Annotated in this window: 17 protein-coding genes; 9 read left to right on the forward strand and 8 right to left on the reverse strand. The window is 64.2% G+C overall.

Annotated elements, in window-relative coordinates:
- Window positions 1-83: 83 nt before the first annotated feature.
- Together I6F21_RS26340 and I6F21_RS26345 are read right to left on the reverse strand one after the other, a co-directional pair.
- Window positions 84-1,460: a cytochrome P450 gene (locus I6F21_RS26340; RefSeq protein ID WP_225113293.1), complete on the reverse strand. Its 1,377-nt coding sequence runs from the start codon at window positions 1,458-1,460 to the stop codon at window positions 84-86.
- Between the two features lie 262 nt (window positions 1,461-1,722).
- Complete coding sequence (locus I6F21_RS26345) at window positions 1,723-2,958, reverse strand: LLM class flavin-dependent oxidoreductase (RefSeq protein WP_225183673.1); 1,236 nt, start codon at window positions 2,956-2,958, stop codon at window positions 1,723-1,725.
- A gap of 473 nt (window positions 2,959-3,431) precedes the next feature.
- Here I6F21_RS26345 and I6F21_RS26350 point away from each other — a divergent pair, with 473 nt between their 5' ends.
- Window positions 3,432-4,631, forward strand: coding sequence for a PHB depolymerase family esterase (locus I6F21_RS26350; protein ID WP_225183674.1), 1,200 nt, complete (start codon window positions 3,432-3,434; stop codon window positions 4,629-4,631).
- A 204-nt stretch (window positions 4,632-4,835) separates the two neighbouring features.
- Here the strand turns inward: I6F21_RS26350 and I6F21_RS26355 are convergent, their stop codons facing one another.
- Window positions 4,836-5,138, reverse strand: coding sequence for a hypothetical protein (locus I6F21_RS26355; protein ID WP_225183675.1), 303 nt, complete (start codon window positions 5,136-5,138; stop codon window positions 4,836-4,838).
- Window positions 5,139-5,334: 196 nt separating this feature from the next.
- Between I6F21_RS26355 and I6F21_RS26360 the strand changes: the two genes are divergently transcribed.
- Window positions 5,335-5,703, forward strand: a complete 369-nt coding sequence (locus I6F21_RS26360; protein WP_036038584.1) for a helix-turn-helix domain-containing protein — start codon at window positions 5,335-5,337, stop codon at window positions 5,701-5,703.
- Window positions 5,704-5,705: 2 nt separating this feature from the next.
- Here I6F21_RS26360 and I6F21_RS26365 read toward each other — a convergent pair whose 3' ends face one another.
- Complete coding sequence (locus I6F21_RS26365; RefSeq protein ID WP_225130139.1) at window positions 5,706-6,398, reverse strand: MBL fold metallo-hydrolase; 693 nt, start codon at window positions 6,396-6,398, stop codon at window positions 5,706-5,708.
- A gap of 161 nt (window positions 6,399-6,559) precedes the next feature.
- Between I6F21_RS26365 and I6F21_RS26370 the strand changes: the two genes are divergently transcribed.
- Both I6F21_RS26370 and I6F21_RS26375 read left to right on the forward strand, forming a co-directional pair.
- Window positions 6,560-8,161: an alpha-amylase family glycosyl hydrolase gene (locus I6F21_RS26370; RefSeq protein WP_225183676.1), complete on the forward strand. Its 1,602-nt coding sequence runs from the start codon at window positions 6,560-6,562 to the stop codon at window positions 8,159-8,161.
- Between the two features lie 200 nt (window positions 8,162-8,361).
- Entirely contained in the window at window positions 8,362-8,850 is a 489-nt protein-coding gene (locus tag I6F21_RS26375) for an MmcB family DNA repair protein (protein ID WP_036024021.1), read from the forward strand.
- 208 nt (window positions 8,851-9,058) lie between these two features.
- Here I6F21_RS26375 and I6F21_RS26380 read toward each other — a convergent pair whose 3' ends face one another.
- Together I6F21_RS26380 and I6F21_RS26385 are read right to left on the reverse strand one after the other, a co-directional pair.
- Window positions 9,059-9,613, reverse strand: a complete 555-nt coding sequence (locus tag I6F21_RS26380; RefSeq protein WP_036002403.1) for an ActR/PrrA/RegA family redox response regulator transcription factor — start codon at window positions 9,611-9,613, stop codon at window positions 9,059-9,061.
- Window positions 9,614-9,715: 102 nt separating this feature from the next.
- Window positions 9,716-11,038, reverse strand: coding sequence for an ActS/PrrB/RegB family redox-sensitive histidine kinase (locus I6F21_RS26385; protein ID WP_225141305.1), 1,323 nt, complete (start codon window positions 11,036-11,038; stop codon window positions 9,716-9,718).
- 119 nt (window positions 11,039-11,157) lie between these two features.
- On the opposite strand from I6F21_RS26385, the gene I6F21_RS26390 reads away from it, so the two are divergent.
- The 4 genes from I6F21_RS26390 (at window position 11,158) to I6F21_RS26405 (ending at window position 15,498) form a co-directional block, all read left to right on the forward strand.
- Window positions 11,158-11,961 carry an ABC transporter ATP-binding protein gene (locus I6F21_RS26390; protein ID WP_036023980.1) on the forward strand — a complete coding sequence of 268 codons (804 nt, stop codon included), beginning with the start codon at window positions 11,158-11,160 and terminating at the stop codon, window positions 11,959-11,961.
- A gap of 211 nt (window positions 11,962-12,172) precedes the next feature.
- Complete coding sequence (locus I6F21_RS26395; RefSeq protein ID WP_225141303.1) at window positions 12,173-12,991, forward strand: ABC transporter permease; 819 nt, start codon at window positions 12,173-12,175, stop codon at window positions 12,989-12,991.
- Window positions 12,992-13,112: 121 nt separating this feature from the next.
- Window positions 13,113-14,441, forward strand: a complete 1,329-nt coding sequence (gene phaZ, locus I6F21_RS26400; protein WP_025033269.1) for a polyhydroxyalkanoate depolymerase — start codon at window positions 13,113-13,115, stop codon at window positions 14,439-14,441.
- Between the two features lie 217 nt (window positions 14,442-14,658).
- A complete protein-coding gene (locus I6F21_RS26405; protein WP_036023974.1) occupies window positions 14,659-15,498 on the forward strand; it encodes a SprT family zinc-dependent metalloprotease in 840 nt (279 codons plus the stop codon).
- 324 nt (window positions 15,499-15,822) lie between these two features.
- On the opposite strand, the gene I6F21_RS26410 is transcribed toward I6F21_RS26405, so the two are convergent.
- Entirely contained in the window at window positions 15,823-18,033 is a 2,211-nt protein-coding gene (locus I6F21_RS26410; protein ID WP_036023971.1) for a penicillin-binding protein 1A, read from the reverse strand.
- Window positions 18,034-18,203: 170 nt separating this feature from the next.
- On the opposite strand from I6F21_RS26410, the gene I6F21_RS26415 reads away from it, so the two are divergent.
- Window positions 18,204-18,629, forward strand: a complete 426-nt coding sequence (locus tag I6F21_RS26415; RefSeq protein ID WP_225183677.1) for a DUF1330 domain-containing protein — start codon at window positions 18,204-18,206, stop codon at window positions 18,627-18,629.
- A 129-nt stretch (window positions 18,630-18,758) separates the two neighbouring features.
- On the opposite strand, the gene I6F21_RS26420 is transcribed toward I6F21_RS26415, so the two are convergent.
- Window positions 18,759-19,982: an ABC transporter substrate-binding protein gene (locus I6F21_RS26420; RefSeq protein WP_036002328.1), complete on the reverse strand. Its 1,224-nt coding sequence runs from the start codon at window positions 19,980-19,982 to the stop codon at window positions 18,759-18,761.
- Between the last annotated feature and the right edge of the window lies 1 nt (window position 19,983).

Genomic DNA, 19,983 nt, shown 5'->3' on the forward strand with positions numbered 1-19,983 from the left:
GCGCGCCGTGCCCACCATCGATGTTTGCACCCGGAGAAACGTGGTGGGCACGCTTCGCTTTGCCCACCCTACGAGATCGACGCCTAAACCGCCTTCACCTTCACCCGCAGCCCGTCCCGCGGCTTCGGGATCGGCCACATCTGCCAGTCGGGCTTGTAGCCTGGCGCGAGCGACACCTCGATATTCTCCAGGAAGTGCCGCGCGAAGCATTTCGCCTGCATGTAGGCGAAGTGCAGACCGAGGCACATATGCGCGCCGCCGCCGAACGGCACGAAGGCGAAACGGTGACGGCCACGCTGTGCGTCCTCGGTGAAGCGCAGGGGATCGAAACGGTCCGGCTCCGGCCAGATCTCCTTCATGTGGTGGGTATAGAGCGGGTTGATGCCGATCGCCGTGCCGGCGGGGATCGCAAAACCCTTGAAGCTGAAATCGCGCATCGCGCGGCGCGGCATCGACGGCACCGGCGGCTTGAGCCGCAGCGCTTCCTTGAACGCCATCTCGGTCAGCGGCATCTTCTCGAGATCGTCGAAGCTGGTCGGCGCGCCGGAGGCGAGGCCGAGCGCGAGCACCTCCGCGCGCAGCCGGTCCTGCCAGTCCGGATTGGCGGCGAGCTCGCCGATGAAGGAGGTCAGTGACGAGGTCAGCGTGTCGTGCGCGGCCATCATCAGGAAGCTCATATGGTCGATGATGTCCTGGTCCGACAGCAGCGCGCCGTTCTCATGGGTGGCGCGGCAGAGCTGCGAGAACAGATCGTCGCCACCGTGATTGCCGCGCCGCAGCGGAATCTGCTCGCGGAAATAGGCGATGATGCGCTTGCGTCCCTTCACCCCTCGCGCCATCTGGGTGCCGGGCAGGGGGCGGCGGATCGGGGTGACGGCGGCGGCCACCATGTCGACGAAGGCGCGGTTGATCTCATCGACCTCGGGCCCGATATCGGCGCCGAGGAAGGAGGCCGCGGCGAGATCCAGCGTAAGCTGTTTCATCGCCGGATAAAGCTGCATCTCGCCCGGCTTCGCCTTCCATTGCGCGACGCGCGCGGAAATGCCGCGGTCGAGGTCGCCGAGATAGGACTTCATCGGCCCGGACTTGAACGCGACCGAGAGCGCCTTGCGATGCAGGCGATGCTCCTCGAAATCGAGCAGCATCAATCCGCGCGGAAACAACAGCCCCAGCACCTTGTCCCAGCCATGGGTCGAGGAGAACAGCTTCTGCTGGTCGAACAGGACAAGCTCGTTGGCCTCGGGCCCGAGCAGCACGACGTTGGTCTCGCCGAAAAAGTGCGTGCGGTAGACCAGTCCGTACTTGGCGCCGTTCGCCTCGATATGGCCCTTGGGATCGGCGAGCACCTGAAAGGTCTTGCCGATGATCGGCCAGCCTTCGTCGCCGGGAATGTGGGTCAGCTCGTTGCGCTTGGGCGGAGTGAACGGAAGCGCAGGGGCGGCCACATTCTGCATCGACATGACGATTGCTCCGGTTGGCTGGCCCCGCAAACATAGCACGATCCGGCCGCGATGAGCTGCGGTCGTCTTGCGCACAAAATCGTCACTCCCACCGCCGTCGTCCCCGCGGAGGCGGGGACCCATAACCACAGGGAGGAGTTGTGGTGCGAGGCTGGTAGCTCCGAGTCTTCGTAAATCCGCATCCTGTGGTTATGGGTCCTCAGATGCGCAATTGCGCATCATGGCTCGCGCTGCGCGCGCCCCGGGACGACGAGTGGAGTGCCTACCGCTTCGCCGCTTCCTTCTGCAGATCCGGCGCGTTGACGGCGGGAATGGCGACGCGGCCGGGGCCCGTCACTTTCAGCGCCTCGGCGGCCTTCTCATTCTCCATGATCTTGGCCATCACGGCCTGACCCGCGCGCTCGAAGATCGCGCGGTTCTCGATCACGAACTTTTGCGACCTGCGCAGTCCGTCGATATAGCCGTTGATCTCCGGCACAACGTAGCGCGCCACCATGTCCCAGCTCCGGCGGGTGTTTTCCGGATTGGCCCAGTCGTGCACGAAGCCGATGACGGCGCCGACGCCGCCGGAGACCTGCATCACGTTCTTGATGGTTTTGACGAGATCGTCGGGCGTGCCGATGGTGGACGCCGCCCCCTCGACGAAGGCGGTCTTGTCGACGGCCTCGTCGGGCGAGGAGAACGCGGTGAGGCCCGGCCGCTGCAGCGTGCCGACATTATATTCGTTGTGCCAGCGCATCAGCCCGGCGCCGGCCTCGCGGCGGGCTTGTTCACGCGTTTCGGCGATGTGCCAGGTCAAGAGCACGCGCCAGTCGGCGCGACGCACCGTGGTGCCGTGCTTCTTGGCGGCATCCTCGGCGAACTGCCATTGCTGCTGCAGCGACATCAGGCCCTGCGTCGTCATCGAGCCCAGCGAGATGATGCCGATGCCGTATTTGCCGGCGAGCGTCATGCCGGAGGGCGAGATCTGCGAAGCCACCACGAACGGCATCTCCTCCTGCAGGGGCAGGATCTGCAGCGCGGCGTCGTTCATCGTGAACCAGTCGCTTTTGGCGGTGACGCGCTCGCCGTTGAAAAGGCGGCGGATGATGCCGATCGCCTCGTCCTGGCGGTCGCGCTGCGTCATCGGATCGATGCCGAGCGTGTGCGCGTCGGAGGCGAGCGCGCCCGGTCCGGAGCCGAAAATGGCGCGGCCGCCGGTCATGTGGTCGAGCTGCACCATGCGCTGGGCGACGTTGAAGGGATGGTGATAGGGCAGCGACACAACGCCGGTGCCGAGCTTGATCCGCTTGGTGCGCTCGCCGGCCGCGGCCAGGAACATCTCGGGCGAGGCGATCATCTCCCAGCCCGAGGAATGATGCTCGCCGCACCAGAACTCGTCATAGCCGAGCGCATCCAGCTGCTCGACCAGGTCGAGATCGCGCCGGAACTGCAGCATCGGATGCTCCCCGATCGGGTGATGCGGGGCAAGAAAGGCTCCGAACTTCAGGGGCGCCATGGCGGTCTCTCCGGCTGAATTTTCTGTTTGTTGGTCGTGTCAGGCTACGTGCCTGACGGCACGAACGCAATCACGCGATGTCCCGCGCGGTGGAATGCAGGCATGCGCGGTGGCAAGCGAGACGTTGCGTAGTCCTCGCCCGCTTCGCGCTTCATCACGATAACGACACGCAGCGCGACTGGGCGGGTCCCTTCATTCGCGTTCGACACCTCCGCGAAGCCTCACAATCAGCGCGCGCAGAATTCCTCGCCTCGCTCTTGTCATTTGTGACATTCGTCATGATGGGCGCCGCATTTCCGGCGCGGATACGCCGCGCATCGGCACGAGATTGCGGACGTTGCGGTTAATACGTGCGGATTCTTGCGAATTTTCAGCCAATTTCCCGAGATTGACAGCGCACGGTCTTTTTATTTTGCGCCGCAGCAACTATCTGGTTGGGCTGGACGTTGAACGTCGCCCACCAGGAACTTGCCGTGTCGTTAGCCAGAAACATCGATCTGTTGAGACGTCTGCCCCGGCTGGACGGACTGCGCTTCGCCGAGCCCGGCCGCGGTGCAGATGGATCGAGCCCGCTGCAGGAGGTCACTGGCTTTGGCGACAATCCCGGCGCCTTGCGCATGTTCGCGTTCGTGCCGGCGCAATTGCAGCGGCCGCGCGCGCTCGTCGTCGTGCTGCATGGCTGCGGGCAAACGGCGGCCGCTTACGATCTCGGCGCGGGCTGGTCGACGCTCGCGCAACATTACGGCTTTGCGCTGTTGATGCCCGAGCAGCAGCGCATCAACAATGCCAACACCTGCTTCAACTGGTTCAATCCGGAGGACACCGCGCGGGACAGCGGTGAGCCGAGTTCGATCCGCGCGATGATCGCGCACATGGTGAAGACGCATCGCATCGATCCCAGGCGCGTCTTCATCACCGGCCTGTCGGCCGGCGGCGGCATGACCTCGGTGATGCTCGCGACCTATCCGGAAGTCTTTGCGGCCGGCGCGATCATTGCCGGGCTGCCTTACGGCATCGCCTCGAACTTGCGCGAGGCGCTCGACGGCATGTTTCATTCCCCGGCGCGCCCTTCGCGCGAGCTCGGCGATCTCGTGCGCAGCGCCTCCGACCATCGCGGCCCTTGGCCGAGGGTCTCGGTGTGGCACGGCAGCGCCGACCGCACCGTCAATCCCGGCAATGCCAACGAGATCGTCAAGCAGTGGCTCGACCTGCATGGCTTGCCCGAACTGCCGATGGCGGAGACCAATGTCGACGGCTATCCGCGCCAGGCCTGGTGGGACAAGGACGGCGAGACGCTGGTCGAGTCCTACGCCATCACCGACATGGCGCACGGCACGCCGCTGGGGCTCGCCGACAACGATCAGCGCTACGGCATCGAAGGCGCCTTCCTGATCGAGGCCGGCATCTCCTCGTCCTACCACATCGCAAAGTTCTTCGGCCTCACCGGCTGGATTGCGGACGCCGCGACGACGAAGGCGGAAGCCAAATCCGCCACGAAGCCCGCGACGAAGCCTGCCGCGAAGCCGGCGCTCTCGCCCGCACCGCATCTCGCCCGCTCGATCCGCACCGCGGTCGCCGCGGAGCCGGCCGAGCCGCAGGGCGAGAAGGTGCGCGGCTTCGACCTCGGCCAGATCATCACGCGCGCGCTCACGGCCGCGGGATTGATGAAGTAGCCTCGCTGTCGTCCCGGACAAGCGCGCCTGAAGCGCGTGCCGATCCGGGACCCATAGCCACAGGACAAAGTTGGGCACGAAGAGGTGACTCCGAGTCCCCGTAACCACATCTCCCTGTGGTTATGGATCCCAGATCTGCGCTTGCGCTTGTCCGGGATGACAGCGGAGTTTGTAGCGGCGGCTTCAATTCAGCTCCGCGAAAAGCTACCCCGTCTGATCGATCACCTCGACCCGCGTCACGCTGATCTCGCCGCCCGCGACCTTCCGCGTCACCTCCTGGTAGTGCTTGAAGAAGTCCCGCGATTGCAGCGTTTTCTGCGCAGCATCGTCGGCGACGCTGGCGAAGTGGAGATAGCTGCCGTCGTCGCGATGCTTCAGGCAACGATAACCGATCCTCCCCTTCAGCTCCGCATCGGCGTCGATCGCCGCGATGAAGCGGCCGATCTCGCGGTGCCATTCCTCCGTCGTGCCGTTCTTGAACGCGTATCTGATCATGAAGTGCTTCATGTGACGCTCCCTGTTCGTCTTGTGCGTCATCATCTGCGCGCTCGATACGATCCCGCAAGTATGGACAAAATTGATAGTATGGACTTTTTCGCCGTTGCTCCTATCCTCATCGCATAGCGTTCGTCGAGCGAAGTGGATACCGGTTCGCGTAAAGAAAACGCGTCAAAACAAGAATCTTCCACGTGGAGGAAACGACATGGCGAAGACGTCTCCCGCGCGCACCTGTCCGGTTGCGGCGTTTCAGAAGATGATCAGCGGCAAATACAAGCTGCGCATCGTCTGGGACCTCAAGGACGGCCCGCGCCGCTACGGCGAGATCAGAAGCGGCTTGCTGCGCGGCGCATCAGGCAGCGCCGAGATCACCCCACGCGTGCTCAGCCGCGAATTGAAGGCGTTGACGATGAGCGGCCTGATCGACCGCAAGGATTTCGGCGAGGTGCCGCCGAAGGTCGAGTACCGCCTGACGCGCAAGGGCAAGAGCTTCGTCCCCGTCGTTGCCGCAATCCGCGAGTGGGGCGAGCGCAATCTCGGTGAGGCGACGGCACTCGCGGACGCCGCTGAATAAGCCTACATCTCGCCGGTGATGAACGGATTGGTCATCCGTTCCTGGCCGATGCTCGAGCCGGCGCCGTGGCCGCAGATGAAGCCGACATCGTCGCCGAGCGGCAGCAATTTCGTCTTGATCGAACTGATCAGCGTGGCGTGACTGCCGCCGGGCAGGTCGGTGCGTCCGACCGAGCCGGCGAACAGGACGTCGCCGACATGGGCAAACCGCAGGTCCTTGTTGAAGAACACCACGCTGCCGGGCGAATGACCCGGACAATGCAGGATATCGAACTGCAAGCCGCCGATCGACACGCTGTCGCCCTCGTCGAGCCAGCGGTCGGGCGTGAAATCGCGTCCTCCCGTCATGCCGAAGCGCGCGCCGCTCGCCACGACGTTGTCGAGCAGGAACTTGTCCGCGACATGCGGTCCCTCGATCGGCACCGTCAGCGCATCGCGCAGCTCGGCCGCGCCGCCGACATGGTCGATATGGCCGTGGGTCAGCCAGATCTTCTCCACCGTGACGCCGGTCTGCTTGATCGCATCCAGGATCTTCGGCACGTCGCCGCCGGGATCGATCACCACGGCCTTCTTCGAAGGCTCGTCCCAGATGATGGTGCAGTTCTGCTCGAACAGCGTCACGGGAACGATGATCGCGCCCGCCTTGGCTTGCCGGGATTCTCGCCGGGATTCTTGGGTGTCGTTTTGCTCGGTCATGGCCTCACAATGCCGATTTTTGCCGGGCCGCCAAGCAAAAGATTCGGGCCCGCGCCAGGGAACAACCGTCACACGGCCGTCCCAATTGGCCCGCCAATTTGAACCGGGGCGTTGCTGTCGCGTTCTCCCGCGCAAGGCGTCAGATTTGGGTGGTCTTCGGCATGGCTCACGACAACGAGAATTGGTGGCGCGACGGCATCTTCTATCAGATCTATCCGCGCTCGTTTCAGGACTCGGACGGTGACGGCGTCGGCGATCTCGCCGGCATCCTCAAGAGGCTGCCTTACGTCAAATCGCTCGGCGTCGATGCGATCTGGCTGTCGCCGATCTTTCCCTCGCCGATGGCCGATTTCGGCTACGACATCTCGGACTATGTCGGTATCGAGCCGCTGTTCGGCACGATGGCCGATTTCGACGCGTTGCTCGCGGCCGCCCACGACAACGGCCTGAAGCTGATCCTCGATCTCGTGCCGAACCACACCTCCGACCTGCATCCCTGGTTCACCGAGAGCCGGTCCTCGCGCGACAATCCCAAGCGCGATTGGTACATCTGGCGCGATCCGGCGCCAGGCGGCGGCGTTCCGAACAATTGGTTGTCCGAGTTCGGCGGCAGCGCGTGGGCTTTCGACGAGGCCACGGGGCAATATTACTATCACGCCTTCCTCGCGCAGCAGCCGGATCTCAACTGGCGCAATCCGGACGTCCGCAAAGCGATCTACGACGTGATGCGGTTCTGGCTGGACAAGGGCGTCGACGGCTTTCGCGTCGACGTGATCTGGCACCTGATCAAGGACGCCGAATTCCGCGACAATCCGGCCAATCCGCACTACGTCGAGGGCCGTCCGCCGAACGAAAAAATCCTCACGCAATATTCTACCGACCAGCCGGAGGTGCATGACGTTATCGCCGAGATGCGGCGCGTCACCGATTCCTATGGCGCGCGCGTCTTGATCGGCGAAATCTATCTGCCGCTGCACCGGCTCGTGGCCTATTACGGCAACGATCTCACCGGCGCGCAGATGCCGTTCAACTTCGCGCTGCTCTCGACCTTCTGGAGCGCCCGCTCGATCGAAAAGATCATCGAGGATTACGAAAAGGCATTGCCGCGCGGCGCCTGGCCCAACTGGGTGCTCGGCAATCACGATCGTCCGCGCGTCGCGAGCCGCGTCGGGCCCGAGCAGGCCCGCGTCGCGGCCATGCTGCTGCTGACGCTGCGCGGCACGCCGACGCTTTACTACGGCGACGAGATCGGCATGCACCAGCTCGCGATCGCGCCGGAGGACGTGCGCGATCCCTTCGAGAAGAACGTCCCCGGCATCGGTGTCGGCCGCGACGGCTGCCGCACGCCGATGCAATGGGATTCCTCGAACTTCGCAGGTTTTTCGCAAGCAAGGCCCTGGCTGCCGCTGCCGGAGGACCACATCCGCGAGAATGTCGCCAATCTCGAAGCCGACCCGCGTTCGATCCTCAACCTCTACAAGCGCCTGATCGGCTTGCGGAAGAGCTGCCCCCCGCTGGTCACGGGCGATTATCATCCGATCGCCGCGCAAGGCGATCTGCTGATCTATCGCCGCGCGGCCGGCGGCAAGGCCGTGATCGTCGCGCTCAATCTCGGCCCCGATCCGGTCGCGGTGACCAGCAGCGCGATCCGTTTCGGCAGCAGCATCCTGCTGTCGACGTTCCTGGATCGCGAAGGTGAGGAGATCGAAGGCGTGCTGGACCTGCGCGGCAACGAGGGCGTGGTGGTGGCGGCGCCCGCCTAACTGTCGTCCCGGGGCGCGACGAAGTCGCGAGCTATGATGCGCAATTGCGCATCTGAGGACTCATAACCACAGGACGCAGTTTTGCGACGATTCGGAGTCGCCCGCTTTGCCCCACACGTCTCCCTGTGGTTATGGATTCCGGGCTCGCGCTGCGCGCGTCCCGGAATGACGGGCGGGATGGAATCGGCTATTCTCCCGCCATGGACAACACCGCCCGCATCACACTCGTGCCGCCGCCGGATCGTCGCCAGTCGGAGACGGCGCTGGCGATCGCGCGCGGCACCGCGCGTCTGTTGCGCTCGCTCGGCTTCTCCTGCATCAGCGAATTGCCGCTGCCGTCGGGCCGGCGCGCCGATCTCGTCGCGCTGAACGAGCGCGGCGAGATCTGGATCGTCGAGATCAAGTCGTCGGTCGAGGATTTGCGCGCCGATCAGAAATGGCACGAATACCGCGCCCATTGCGACCGGCTGTTCTTCGCCTTCACGCAGGATCTGCCGTGCGAGATCTTCCCCGATGACACCGGCCTGATCGTCGCCGACGCCTACGGCGCACACCTGCATTGCGAGGCACCCGAGCACAAGCTCGCCGCCGCCACACGCAAGCAGATGACGGTGCGGTTCGCGATGGCGGCGGCCTTGCGGATCAACCGCCTGGTCGATCCGCAGGGCCATGCGGATTTCTGGGAGTAGGCTGACTTCGTAGCCCGGATGGAGCGCAGCGCAATCCGGGACAATTGCAGCCCGTCGCGCCAATCCCGGATTACGCTGCGCTCCATCCGGGCTTACGCAGTGTCGTAGGGTGGGCAAAGCGAAGCGTGCCCACCAATTAAAATTAATCAGGATCGAAATAGAGAACGTGGGCACGGCGCTTCGCGCCTTTGCCCACCCTACGAGACCTTTACCTCGGCGCGCGCTTAGCCAGGATCCGCTGCAAGGTACGCCGGTGCATGTTGAGCCGGCGCGCCGTTTCCGAGACGTTGCGGTTGCACATCTCGTAGATGCGTTGGATGTGCTCCCAGCGGACGCGGTCGGCCGACATCGGGTTGGCCGGCAGCTCGGATTTGTCCGTGTTGGTCGACAGCAGTGCGGCAACGACGTCGTCGGCATCCGCGGGCTTGGAGAGATAATCGATCGCGCCCATCTTCACCGCGGTCACCGCAGTGGCGATGTTGCCGTAGCCGGTCAGCACGATCGCGCGCGCATCCGGCCGCTTCTTCTTGAGCGCCGAGACCACGTCGAGGCCGTTGCCGTCGCCGAGCCGCAGATCCACCACCGCGAACGCCGGCGCCGATTTGCCGATCTGCGCAAGCCCGTCCGAGACCGTGTCGCATGATGTCACCGAAAAGCCGCGGCTCTCCATGGCCCGTGACAAACGCTCCAGAAACGGCTTGTCGTCTTCAACGATGAGCAGCGAGCGGTCGGTCTGTTCGTTCAGGTCGGCAATGGCGTTCAAGGTTGTTTCCTCTCTCCAGCGCATCGACATATGGCGTCGCAATCGCGCGGTGCCAAGGCGGCAAATGGTCGACCCGCCCCGTTGTGCGACGCAAGGTCGCGGCTATCCTATTGTTTCTTCGAGCGTCTCGATAGCCTCAAAACGCTGTCTCGGCCATGTGATTTGAACCACCGCACCATGGTCCGGAAAGATTCGGTTGGTAAACGAGACCTTCGCGCCGGTGCGCTCCAGCAAGGTGCGCGCGATGAAGACGCCGAGGCCGAGGCCGCGCCGTTCGCCGCCACCATCATCCTGGGGGCGTCGCCGCGACAGATAGGGCTCGCCGATCCGGTTGAGGATATCGGGTGGAATGCCCGGTCCGTCGTCGGAGATCACGAGCTCGATATGATCCTGGTTCCACCAGGCGTTCACCTCGACGGTGGTGCGGGCGAAATCGACCGCGTTCTCGACGATGTTGCCGATGCCGTAGAGGATCGCGGGATTGCGCGAGCCGACCGGCTCCGCCGCCGCGGCCACCGCGATCCGCACCTTGATCTCGACGCCGAAATCGCGATGCGGCGCCACCACCTCCTCGATCAGCTCCGACAGCTTCATGTGATCGAACGGCGCGCCGGTGGGGGAAAGCTGGGTGATCTTGCTGAGGATGTCGCGGCAGCGCTGGGTCTGCTCGCGCAAGGTCTTCAGGTCGGCGGCGATGCTTGGCTCCTTCACCGTCTTTTCCAGCTCGCGCGAGATCAGGAAGATCGTCGCGAGCGGCGTGCCGAGCTCGTGTGCGGCCGCGGCGGCAAGACCGTCGAGCTGGGTCAGGTGCTGCTCGCGCGTCAGCACCAGTTCGGTTGCGGCCAGCGCGTCCGCAAGCTTGCGCGCCTCCTCGGTCACCTGGAACGAGTAGAGGCTGGTGACGCCGATCGCGAGCGCAATCGAAAGCCAGACCCCGACGAGATAGACCGGCGGCAGCACCAGGGGATCCTCGGAATCCCACGGCAGCGGAAAATGGAAGAAGAACAGGATCGACGCGCAGGCCACCGCGAGCAGGCCGAGGCCGAAGGTGAAACGGGCCGGCAGCGCCGTGGCCGAGATCAGCACGGGCGCGAGGAACAGGAACGAGAACGGGTTCTGCAGTCCGCCGGTGAAGAACAACAGGCCGGCCAGCTCGACGATGTTCAGCGCGAGCAGGCCGGCCGCCTGCATCGGCTCCAGCCGCTGCATCGGATTGGCTGCGGTCTGGAGTGCGAGGTTGAGCGCCGCCGAGAGCGCGATGATGCTGACGCAGGGAATGATCTCGACGTTGAACTCCAGCCCCTGGGCCACGATGAAGATCGCGGCGAGTTGCCCCAGCACCGCCAGCCAGCGCAGCCGCAGGATCGTGTCCAGCCGGATATGCCGCTGCGCGTGATGGAAGTCGGAATCGGCAATTTTGGTCATATCGGCCAATGTGGCGGCGCCTTCCAAGGTCACGGACGTCGGGCTGACGGAACCGCCCGGTGAGGAGCCCTTACATCGAGCCTTGCGCTCGCCGATGCAATAGCAGAAGAACGGCCAGCATGACCGAGAATGGCAAGGCTTCAAGTCGGCCGACTGTCGCGGATCGAGATTCGTCCGCGGCAATTGCCGTCGATCACCTCGTCAAGGTCTACAAGCAGACCCGCGCCGTCGACGACATCTCCTTCTCGCTGCCGCGCGGCAGCATCACCGGGCTGCTCGGCGGCAACGGCGCCGGCAAGACCACGACCATCGCGATGATCATGGGCTTGGTGCTGCCGACCTCCGGCCGCGTGCAGGTGCTCGGTCACGAGATGCCGGACGAGAGTGCGTCCGTGCTGGGGCGGATGAATTTCGAAAGCCCCTATGTCGACATGCCGATGCGGCTCACGGTGCGGCAGAACCTCACCGTGTTCGGCAAGCTCTATGCGGTGAAGAACCTCACTGAGCGCATTGCCAGGCTCGCCGCCGATCTCGACCTCGGCGATTTCATCGACCGCGCCAACGGCAAGCTCTCCGCTGGGCAGAAGACCCGCGTTGCGCTGGCAAAGGCGCTGATCAACCAGCCGGAGCTGCTCTTGCTGGACGAGCCGACCGCCTCGCTCGACCCCGATACCGCCGATTGGGTGCGGGCGCATCTGGAGCGGTATCGCCGGGACAACAACGCCACCATTCTCCTCGCCTCGCACAACATGCTCGAGGTCGAGCGGCTCTGCGACCGCGTCATCATCATGAAGCGCGGCCGCATCGAGGACGACGACACGCCCGAGGCGATCATGGCCCGCTACAACCGCACCACGCTGGAGGAGGTGTTTCTCGACGTCGCCCGCGGCCGGGCAAACGGGGCGAAGGAGGCGGTGAGGTGAGGGAGAGCTGTAATCGTAACTTCAATGGAGCGACGTCATTCCGGGGCGCGCGGAGCGCGAGCCCGGAATCCATAACCACAGGCGGCAGCTGTGAGGCGAGACTGGTAAATCCGAGTCTTCGCCAAATTCAATCCTGTGATTATGGATCCCGGGTTCGCGACTACGTCGCGCCCCGGGATGACACTTTCCATCCCGGCCACAGGGTACGGCCATGACCGAGCTCTCCCTCCACCGCGGCATCTCGCTCCACCGCATCGGCGCGATGATCCTGCGCTATTGGTATCTGCTGCTGTCGTCCTGGCCGCGGCTGCTCGAGCTGCTCTATTGGCCGGCGCTGCAGGTCATCACCTGGGGCTTTCTCCAGTATTACATCGCCGAGAACGCCAATTTCTTCGCGCGCGCCGGCGGCACGCTGATCGGCGCCGTCATCCTCTGGGACATCCTGTTCCGCGGCCAGCTCGGCTTCTCCATCTCGTTCCTGGAGGAGATGTGGGCGCGCAACCTCGGCAATCTCATGATGAGCCCCTTGAGGCCGATCGAGTTTCTGTTGGCGCTCATGGTCATGAGCCTGATCCGGCTTGCGATCGGCATCATTCCGATGACCCTGCTCGCGCTGTTCCTGTTTCACTTCAACATCTATGCCCTCGGCCTGCCGCTGATCGCGTTCTTCTGCAATCTGATCTTCACGAGCTGGTCGGTCGGCATCTTCGTCTCGGGCCTCGTGGTGCGTAACGGCCTCGGCGCCGAGAGCATCGTCTGGACCTTGATGTTCGCAATCCTGCCGCTCGCCTGCGTCTACTATCCCGTCAGCGTGTTGCCGGTCTGGCTGCAATACGTCGCCTGGGCGTTGCCGCCGACCTATGCCTTCGAGGGAATGCGCGCGCTGCTGATCGAGCAGACCTTTAGGAGCGATCTGATGATCGAGGCGTTGCTCATCAACGCCGTCCTTTTGGTTGCATCTTTTGGGGCATTCCTTGCCCTTTTGCGCAGCGCAAAGCGGCACGGCTCGCTGCTGTCGGGCGGTGAATAAAGTCACTTTCCCGTGGATTCACGCTGATTTGGCGGTTTTCGGCACGTAGATGTACGGAACCATGCATTGACGCAATATTACGCATTCGGCAGTATGCTGCGATGCGAAGAGGAATATGACGATGCCTATTGGTGAGTTCGGCGGCGCACCGCCCCTGGCGGCAGAAGGCAGTCCGGTCCTGACGACGCCGATGTACTGGATGTACGAGATGGCGCACGCCTCTCTGAATCCGGCGCGTGCGGTCACCGACGCGACCAAGCTGCTGTTTCAGAACCCCCTCAATCCCTGGTCGCGCACCGAGGTCGGCAAGTCGGTCGCCGCGGCCTGCGAATTGTTCGAGCGCACCACGCGCCGCTACGGCAAGCCGGAATGGGGTCTCAACGACACCGAGGTCAACGGCATCCGCGTCCCCGTCGAGATCCGCTCGGTCTGGGAAAAGCCATTCTGCAAGCTGCTCTACTTCGACCGCAAGTTCGCCCGTCCGCTGCGCAGTCCGCAGCCGCGCGTGCTGATCGTGGCGCCGATGTCCGGCCATTATGCGACGCTGCTGCGCGGCACGGTCGAAGCCTTCCTGCCGGCGCATGAGGTCTACATCACCGACTGGGCCGATGCCCGCATGGTGCCCTTGAGCGAAGGCCGCTTCGATCTCGACGATTACATCGACTATGTCATCGAGATGCTGCATGTGCTCGGCGGCAACACCCACGTGATGGCGGTGTGCCAGCCCTCCGTGCCCGTCGTCGCGGCGGTCTCGATCATGGAAGCGCGGCGCGATCCGTTCGTGCCGACCTCAATGACGCTGATGGGCGGCCCGATCGACACCCGCCGCAATCCGACAGCGGTGAACAATCTCGCCCAGGAGCGCGGCATCGACTGGTTCCGCAACCACGTCATCACCAAAGTGCCGTTCCCGCATCCGGGCATGATGCGCGACGTCTATCCAGGATTCTTGCAGCTCAACGGCTTCATCAGCATGAATCTCGACCGGCACATGGATGCCCACAAGCAGCTGTTTGCCCATCTGGTGAAGGGCGACGGCGATCTCGCCGACAAGCATCGCGACTTCTACGACGAATATCTCGCGGTGATGGATCTGTCGGCCGAGTATTACCTGCAGACCGTCGACACCGTGTTCGTGAAGCACTCGTTGCCGAAGGGCGAGATGACCCATCGCGGAACCCGCGTCGATCCTTCCAAGGTCAAGCGCGTCGCGTTGATGACGGTCGAAGGCGAGAACGACGACATCTCCGGTCTCGGTCAGACCGAGGCGACGCACACATTGTGCAGCGCGATTCCCGATCATCGCCGCGTTCATTACGTCCAGAAGGGCGTCGGACATTACGGCGTGTTCAATGGATCGCGTTTCAAGTCGGAGATCGTGCCACGGATTCACGACTTCATGGTTTCGGCTGCGAATCCTGCTTCGTTGCAGGCGCTTGCGGCTGAATAACCTCGAATTTCGGCTTTCCCGTCGAAATTTCGGCCCCTGTCGCGGCCTCCGGCGGGCGCAACTCCACGCCAGATTCGCGGTATTTAGGTAGCTTTATAGGAGTGAGTCTGCCCTCACCCCTTGGGGGTGTTGCATGCGTCCAGCGGGGGCGAAAAAAGCCGGTTCCAACCCCAGTCTGTAGGGTCTCCCGGACGCCTGACCGCTGTATATTGGGCAAATGATTTGTTTTTGCGCCGAGCGCTTCCCATGGCGGCGGTTATGGCAGAATCCGGGCGCCCTCCTGCCCCCCGGACTGACAGACATGGCCACCCGCGCACTCCTTTATCGTAGGCCCCACGAACCGAAGACCCTCGTCATCACCCACGGATCGCAATTTTTTGCGATTCGGCTGCGCCGGCACCGCCGCGCGCGCCGTTACACGCTCAGAATCCATCCGAGCGACCGCGAAGCCATCCTCACCATGCCGCCGCGCGGCACGCTTGCGGAGGCCAAGGACTTCGCACAGCGTCACGGTGCGTGGATCGCAGCGCGCCTCGGCCGCTTGCCGAAGGCCGCACCGTTCCAGCCGGGCACGGTGATACCGCTGCGCGGGACGCCGCATCGCATCGTTCATCGCGCCGGCACCCGCGGCACGGTGTGGACCGAGGTGCGTGACAGCGGTGAGCGCATTCTCTGCGTCGCTGGCGGCCTCGAGCATGTCGATCGGCGCGTCAGCGATTTCCTCAAGCGCGAGGCGCGCCGCGACCTGCAGCGCTCGGCGGAGGTCTACGCGGCCGAGCTCGGGGTCAGGGTCAAGCGCCTCTCGATCCGCGATCAGTCCAGCCGTTGGGGCTCCTGCACCTCGGCCGGCTCGCTGTCGTTCTCCTGGCGGCTGATCCTCGCCCCGCCCTTCGTGCTCGACTACCTCGCCGCGCACGAAGTCGCCCATCTCGTCGAGATGAACCACTCGCCGCGCTTCTGGCGCGTCTGCGGCAAGGTCTGCCCGTCGATGGAGCGCGCCAAGAAGTGGCTCGACACGTACGGGAATGATCTGCACCGGTATGGCGTCGAGGATTAGTTCCTCGCAGATCAGGCCGCGCTCTCAGCGCTGTCATCGCCCGCGAAGGCGGGCGATCCAGTACGCCGCAGCAGCCGTTATGAATCTCGATGCCTCGGAGTACTGGATTCCCCGCCTTCGCGGGGAATGACAGGAGAGAGTGGGCAGGCATCACCGCTCCATTCTCGCCACACTTCGCGACGATTGCGCCGCTTGCCTGATTAATCCCGGCGCATCAACCGCTTCGCAGCATCCAGCGCGCATCGCGCCGGACCTCGTCTTCTACTGTGCATGGGGTTGTTTTCGCAGTTTGTGCTTTGAGGCCCGAAGGGTCCCAACCCACAACTACCGATTCCCGCCGAACAGCCGATCCATCAGCCAGCCATCGAGCCCCGCCGCCGCTTCCGGCCGGACATTGGCGCGCGTCGGAGGCGGCGGGCGATAGCCGCCGGCGTTCGGTTGTGGCGGTGCCGCGGGCGTCGGCGGCGACACCTGCGAGGCCGCCTGCGCGAGGTTCGACAGGCCCCAGCCGCCGGGTGAGCTCGGCAACGCCGCCACCGGCACGCCCTCGTGCGCGGCCTTCATGAAGCGCGACCAGACTTCGACCGGCAGGCCGCCGCCGGTCGCCTTCTTGGTCGGCGAGTTGTCGTCGTTGCCGAGCCAGACGCCGGTGACGAGACTCGCGGTGTAGCCGATAAACCAGGCGTCGCGATAATCCTGGCTGGTGCCGGTTTTGCCCGCCGCCGGCCAGCCCGGGATCTCCGCCTTCTTGGCAGTGCCCGAAACAAGCGTCTCCCGCATCATCGCGTTCATCATGCCGACATGGCGGGGGTCGATGACCTGGTTGCGCTCCTCCGCCTGGCGCATGTAGAGCAGCTTGCCGCTGACTGTCCTGATCCTTGTGACGACATGCGGCGCCACGGCGAGGCCGCCATTGGCGAACGGCGCATAGGCGCCGACCAGCTCGACCATGGAGACTTCGGAGGTGCCGAGCGCGATCGAGGCGTTGGGCTCGAGCTTGGAGGAGATGCCGAGGCGGTGTGCGGTGCGCACCACGTTCTTCGGCCCGACCTCGAGGCCAAGACGGATCGCGACGGTGTTGAGCGACATCGCCAGCGCCTGGGTCAGCGTCACCGCGCCGAAATATTCATGGGTGTAGTTCTCAGGACGCCAGCCCTTGACCTCGATCGGCGCGTCCTGGCGCATGGTGTCGGGCGTCAGCCCCTGCTCGAGCGCGGTCAGGTACACGAACGGCTTGAACGAGGAGCCCGGCTGACGTTTTGCGGTGACCGCGCGGTTGTACTGGCTGTCGGAATAGTTCCGCCCGCCCACCATGGCGCGCACTGCGCCGTCGGGCGTCATGGCGACCAGCGCGCCCTGGCTGACGTTGAACTTCACGCTCTTGGCCGCGAGCTCGTCGATGATGGCGGCTTCCGCCACGCTCTGCAGTTTCGGATCGATCGTGGTCTCGACCTTGATGCTCTCGTCGATCTGCCCGACCAGATCGTCCAGCACCTCGCCGATCCAGTCGGCGACATAGTTCACCGTGCCGGCGCCGGCCGGCTTCACGTTGTAGGAGGGATGGCCGATCGAGGCCTTCGCCTGCGCGTCGGTGATGAACTTCGCATCCGCCATCGCCGCGAGCACGATCTGGGCCCGCGCTTCGGCACCTTCCGGATTGCGGTTCGGGGCAAGGCGGGATGGCGACTTGACGAGGCCGGCCAGCATCGCGGCTTCCGCGACCGTCACGGCCTTCGCCGACTTGCCGAAATATTTCTGCGCTGCCGCCTCGACGCCGTAGGCGCCGGAGCCGAAATAGACGCGGTTGAGATAAAGCTCCAGGATCTCGTCCTTGGAATGCTTGCGCTCCAGCCAGATCGCGAGCTCCACCTCCTGCAGCTTGCGCCGGATAGTGCGCTCCTGGGTCAGGAACAGGTTCTTCGCGAGCTGCTGCGTCAAGGTCGAGCCGCCCTGCGAGACGCCGCGATGAAGCAAATTGGTGACGAGCGCGCGCAGGATGCCGACCGGGTCGATGCCGAAATGCGAATAGAAGCGGCGATCCTCGATCGCGATGAACGCCTTGGGCAAATACGGCGGCAGATCCTTCAGCGCGACATTGGCGCCGGCCATCTCGCCGCGCTGGGCCAGAATGCTGCCGTCGATGCCGACGATCTGGATCGTTGGCGGGCGCTTCGGGATCTCCAGCGACTGGATCGGCGGCAGATGCGCGCCGACATAGATCACGACGCCGATCACCGCGATGACGCCCCACAGGCTCAGCACCGCGCCCCAATAGACAAGGCGGCCGAGACCGAACCCGCCACGCGACTTCGCTCGACGCTTGGCGCCGCTGCGGCCGGCTGGCGCCTTGCGCTCGCGCGGCGGCTCGGTGCCGGCATCCTCGCTCTTGCGCTTGGCGGATGGTTTCGCGGATTTCTTCGGCTTGTCGTCGCCGCCGGGAACGCGGTCTGCCGGGGTGAGCCGCAGATCGGCGAGCGCCGCGGGCAAGCCGAACAGCGGCTCCTTCCGCGCACCCTTTTTCTTTCCCCACGCCATACGCAAAACGCCCGGTCAGCCCGCCCCGCCGAGACGCTAGCGGTCGCTGTTTAAGGCCGGGTTACCCCGGCGTTAACGCACGATTAGGAGATGCGGCATTCGCCGGCCGCAGTTCCGCTTCCGGGGCCGCAAGGCTAGGATCGCTCGTATCAATAAGATGAGGGAGCGCCATGGGCCATATCGATCCGACCAAGGAGATCTTCGCGCAATTCCGGGAGAACGATCGGTCGGGCCCGATCCACATGCTCAACCTGGTGCGCCTGCGCAAAGAGGCGGCCTATCCCGACGGCCGCAAGGCCAGCGGCGCGGAAGCCTATGCGGCCTATGGCCGCGAAAGCGGCCCGGTGTTCGAACGGCTCGGCGGCCGCATCGTCTGGCAGGGCAAATTCGAGCTGATGCTGATCGGCCCGCAGGAGGAACGCTGGGACCATTGCTTCATCGCCGAATATCCAACCGTCGCCGCCTTCGTCGAGATGATCCGCGACCCCGTCTATCGTGAGGCGGTGAAGCACCGCCAGGCCGCGGTGGAGGATTCGCGGCTGATCCGGCACGCCGTGCTGCCGGTCGGGAAGAACTTTGGAGAGATACCGACCTGAACGCCAAGTAGGAGGCTCTCTCGATCGTCATGGCCGGGCTTGACCCGGCCATCCACGGCTTCCTTGACGCCCCAACAACGTGGATGCCCGGGACAAGCCCGGGCATGACGTCGCAGAGGCAGATGCGTTCTAGCCCGACGGGCCGGTGTCCTCGATGATCGGTCCGAACAGCTCCCAGCGCTCGCCGTTGAACTTCATCATCTGCATCTGCTTGTTGACGCGGTAGTCGTTCGGCCCGGTGTTGATCTTGATGCCGGGCAGCGCCAGGCTCGGCGTGTAGCCCTTGATATTGGCGGCCTGCTTCATGATGTTCGCACGCGTCAGATCGTCGCCGCATTGCTTCAAGACCTGCACCAAGAGCTCGGCGACCGAATAGGCGTAGGTGTTGATGGTGTTGAGCTTGTCACCTTCCGGGAAATACTTGTCCATGAAAGCGAAGAAAGCCTTCACGCCGGGATCGTCCTTCCACTGCGGGTCGCTCGGCTCCTTGCCGTAATTGGTCGAGATGATGCCCTTGGAGATGTCGAGGCCTGCCGGCTTCAGCGTCGCCGAAATCGGGCTCGCATTGATGTCGAGGATGTGCACCGGCGTCCAGCCGAGATCGGCAAGCTTCTTGATAGCCTGCGCCGCGAATTTCGGCGTCGAGGCGTTATAGAACAGGTCGACGCCCATCGACTTCAGCTTCACCACCTGCGAGTCGACGGTGGGGTCGGTCACCTCATACGACACCTCGCCGACGATCATGTTGGCCTTGTCGCCGAGGCCGCTCTTGAGGCCGGCAAGATAGTCGCGGCCCATGTCGTCGTTCTGGTAGAGCACGCCGATCTTGGCGTTGGGGTGATTGGCGAGAATGTATTTTGCGTAGATCCGCCCCTCGGACACATAGTTGGGATTGTAAGCGATGGTCCAAGGATAGTTCTGCGGATCGTTGAAGCGCGCGGCGCCGGTCGAGGCCAGCAGCTGAGGTACCTTCTTGCCGTTGAGGTACTTCTGCACGGCGGCGTTCGCGGCTGTGCCGATCAGCTGAAAGGTGAACAGGACCTCGTCGCCCTCGACCAGCTTGCGCACCTGCTCGACGGTCTTCGGCGGCGAATAGGCGTCGTCATACTGGATCAGGTTGATCTTGCGGCCGTTGATGCCGCCCTGATCGTTGATCATCCTGAAATATGCGGCCTGGGTCTTGCCGATATTGGCGTAGACCGAATAGGCGCCGGAGAACGGCACGGTCTGGCCAATCTTGATCTCGGTGTCGCTTGCGCCGGTGTCGTATTTCTTCTGGGCGAGGGCCTGGCTGGTCGAGACTGCGACGGCGAACGCCGCCGTGGCAGCTAGAAAGGCTCTGCGATTGTTCATA

The organism is Bradyrhizobium sp. NBAIM03 (assembly GCF_020194055.1).
In the GTDB taxonomy this organism is placed as follows: Bacteria; Pseudomonadota; Alphaproteobacteria; order Rhizobiales; family Xanthobacteraceae; genus Bradyrhizobium; species Bradyrhizobium yuanmingense.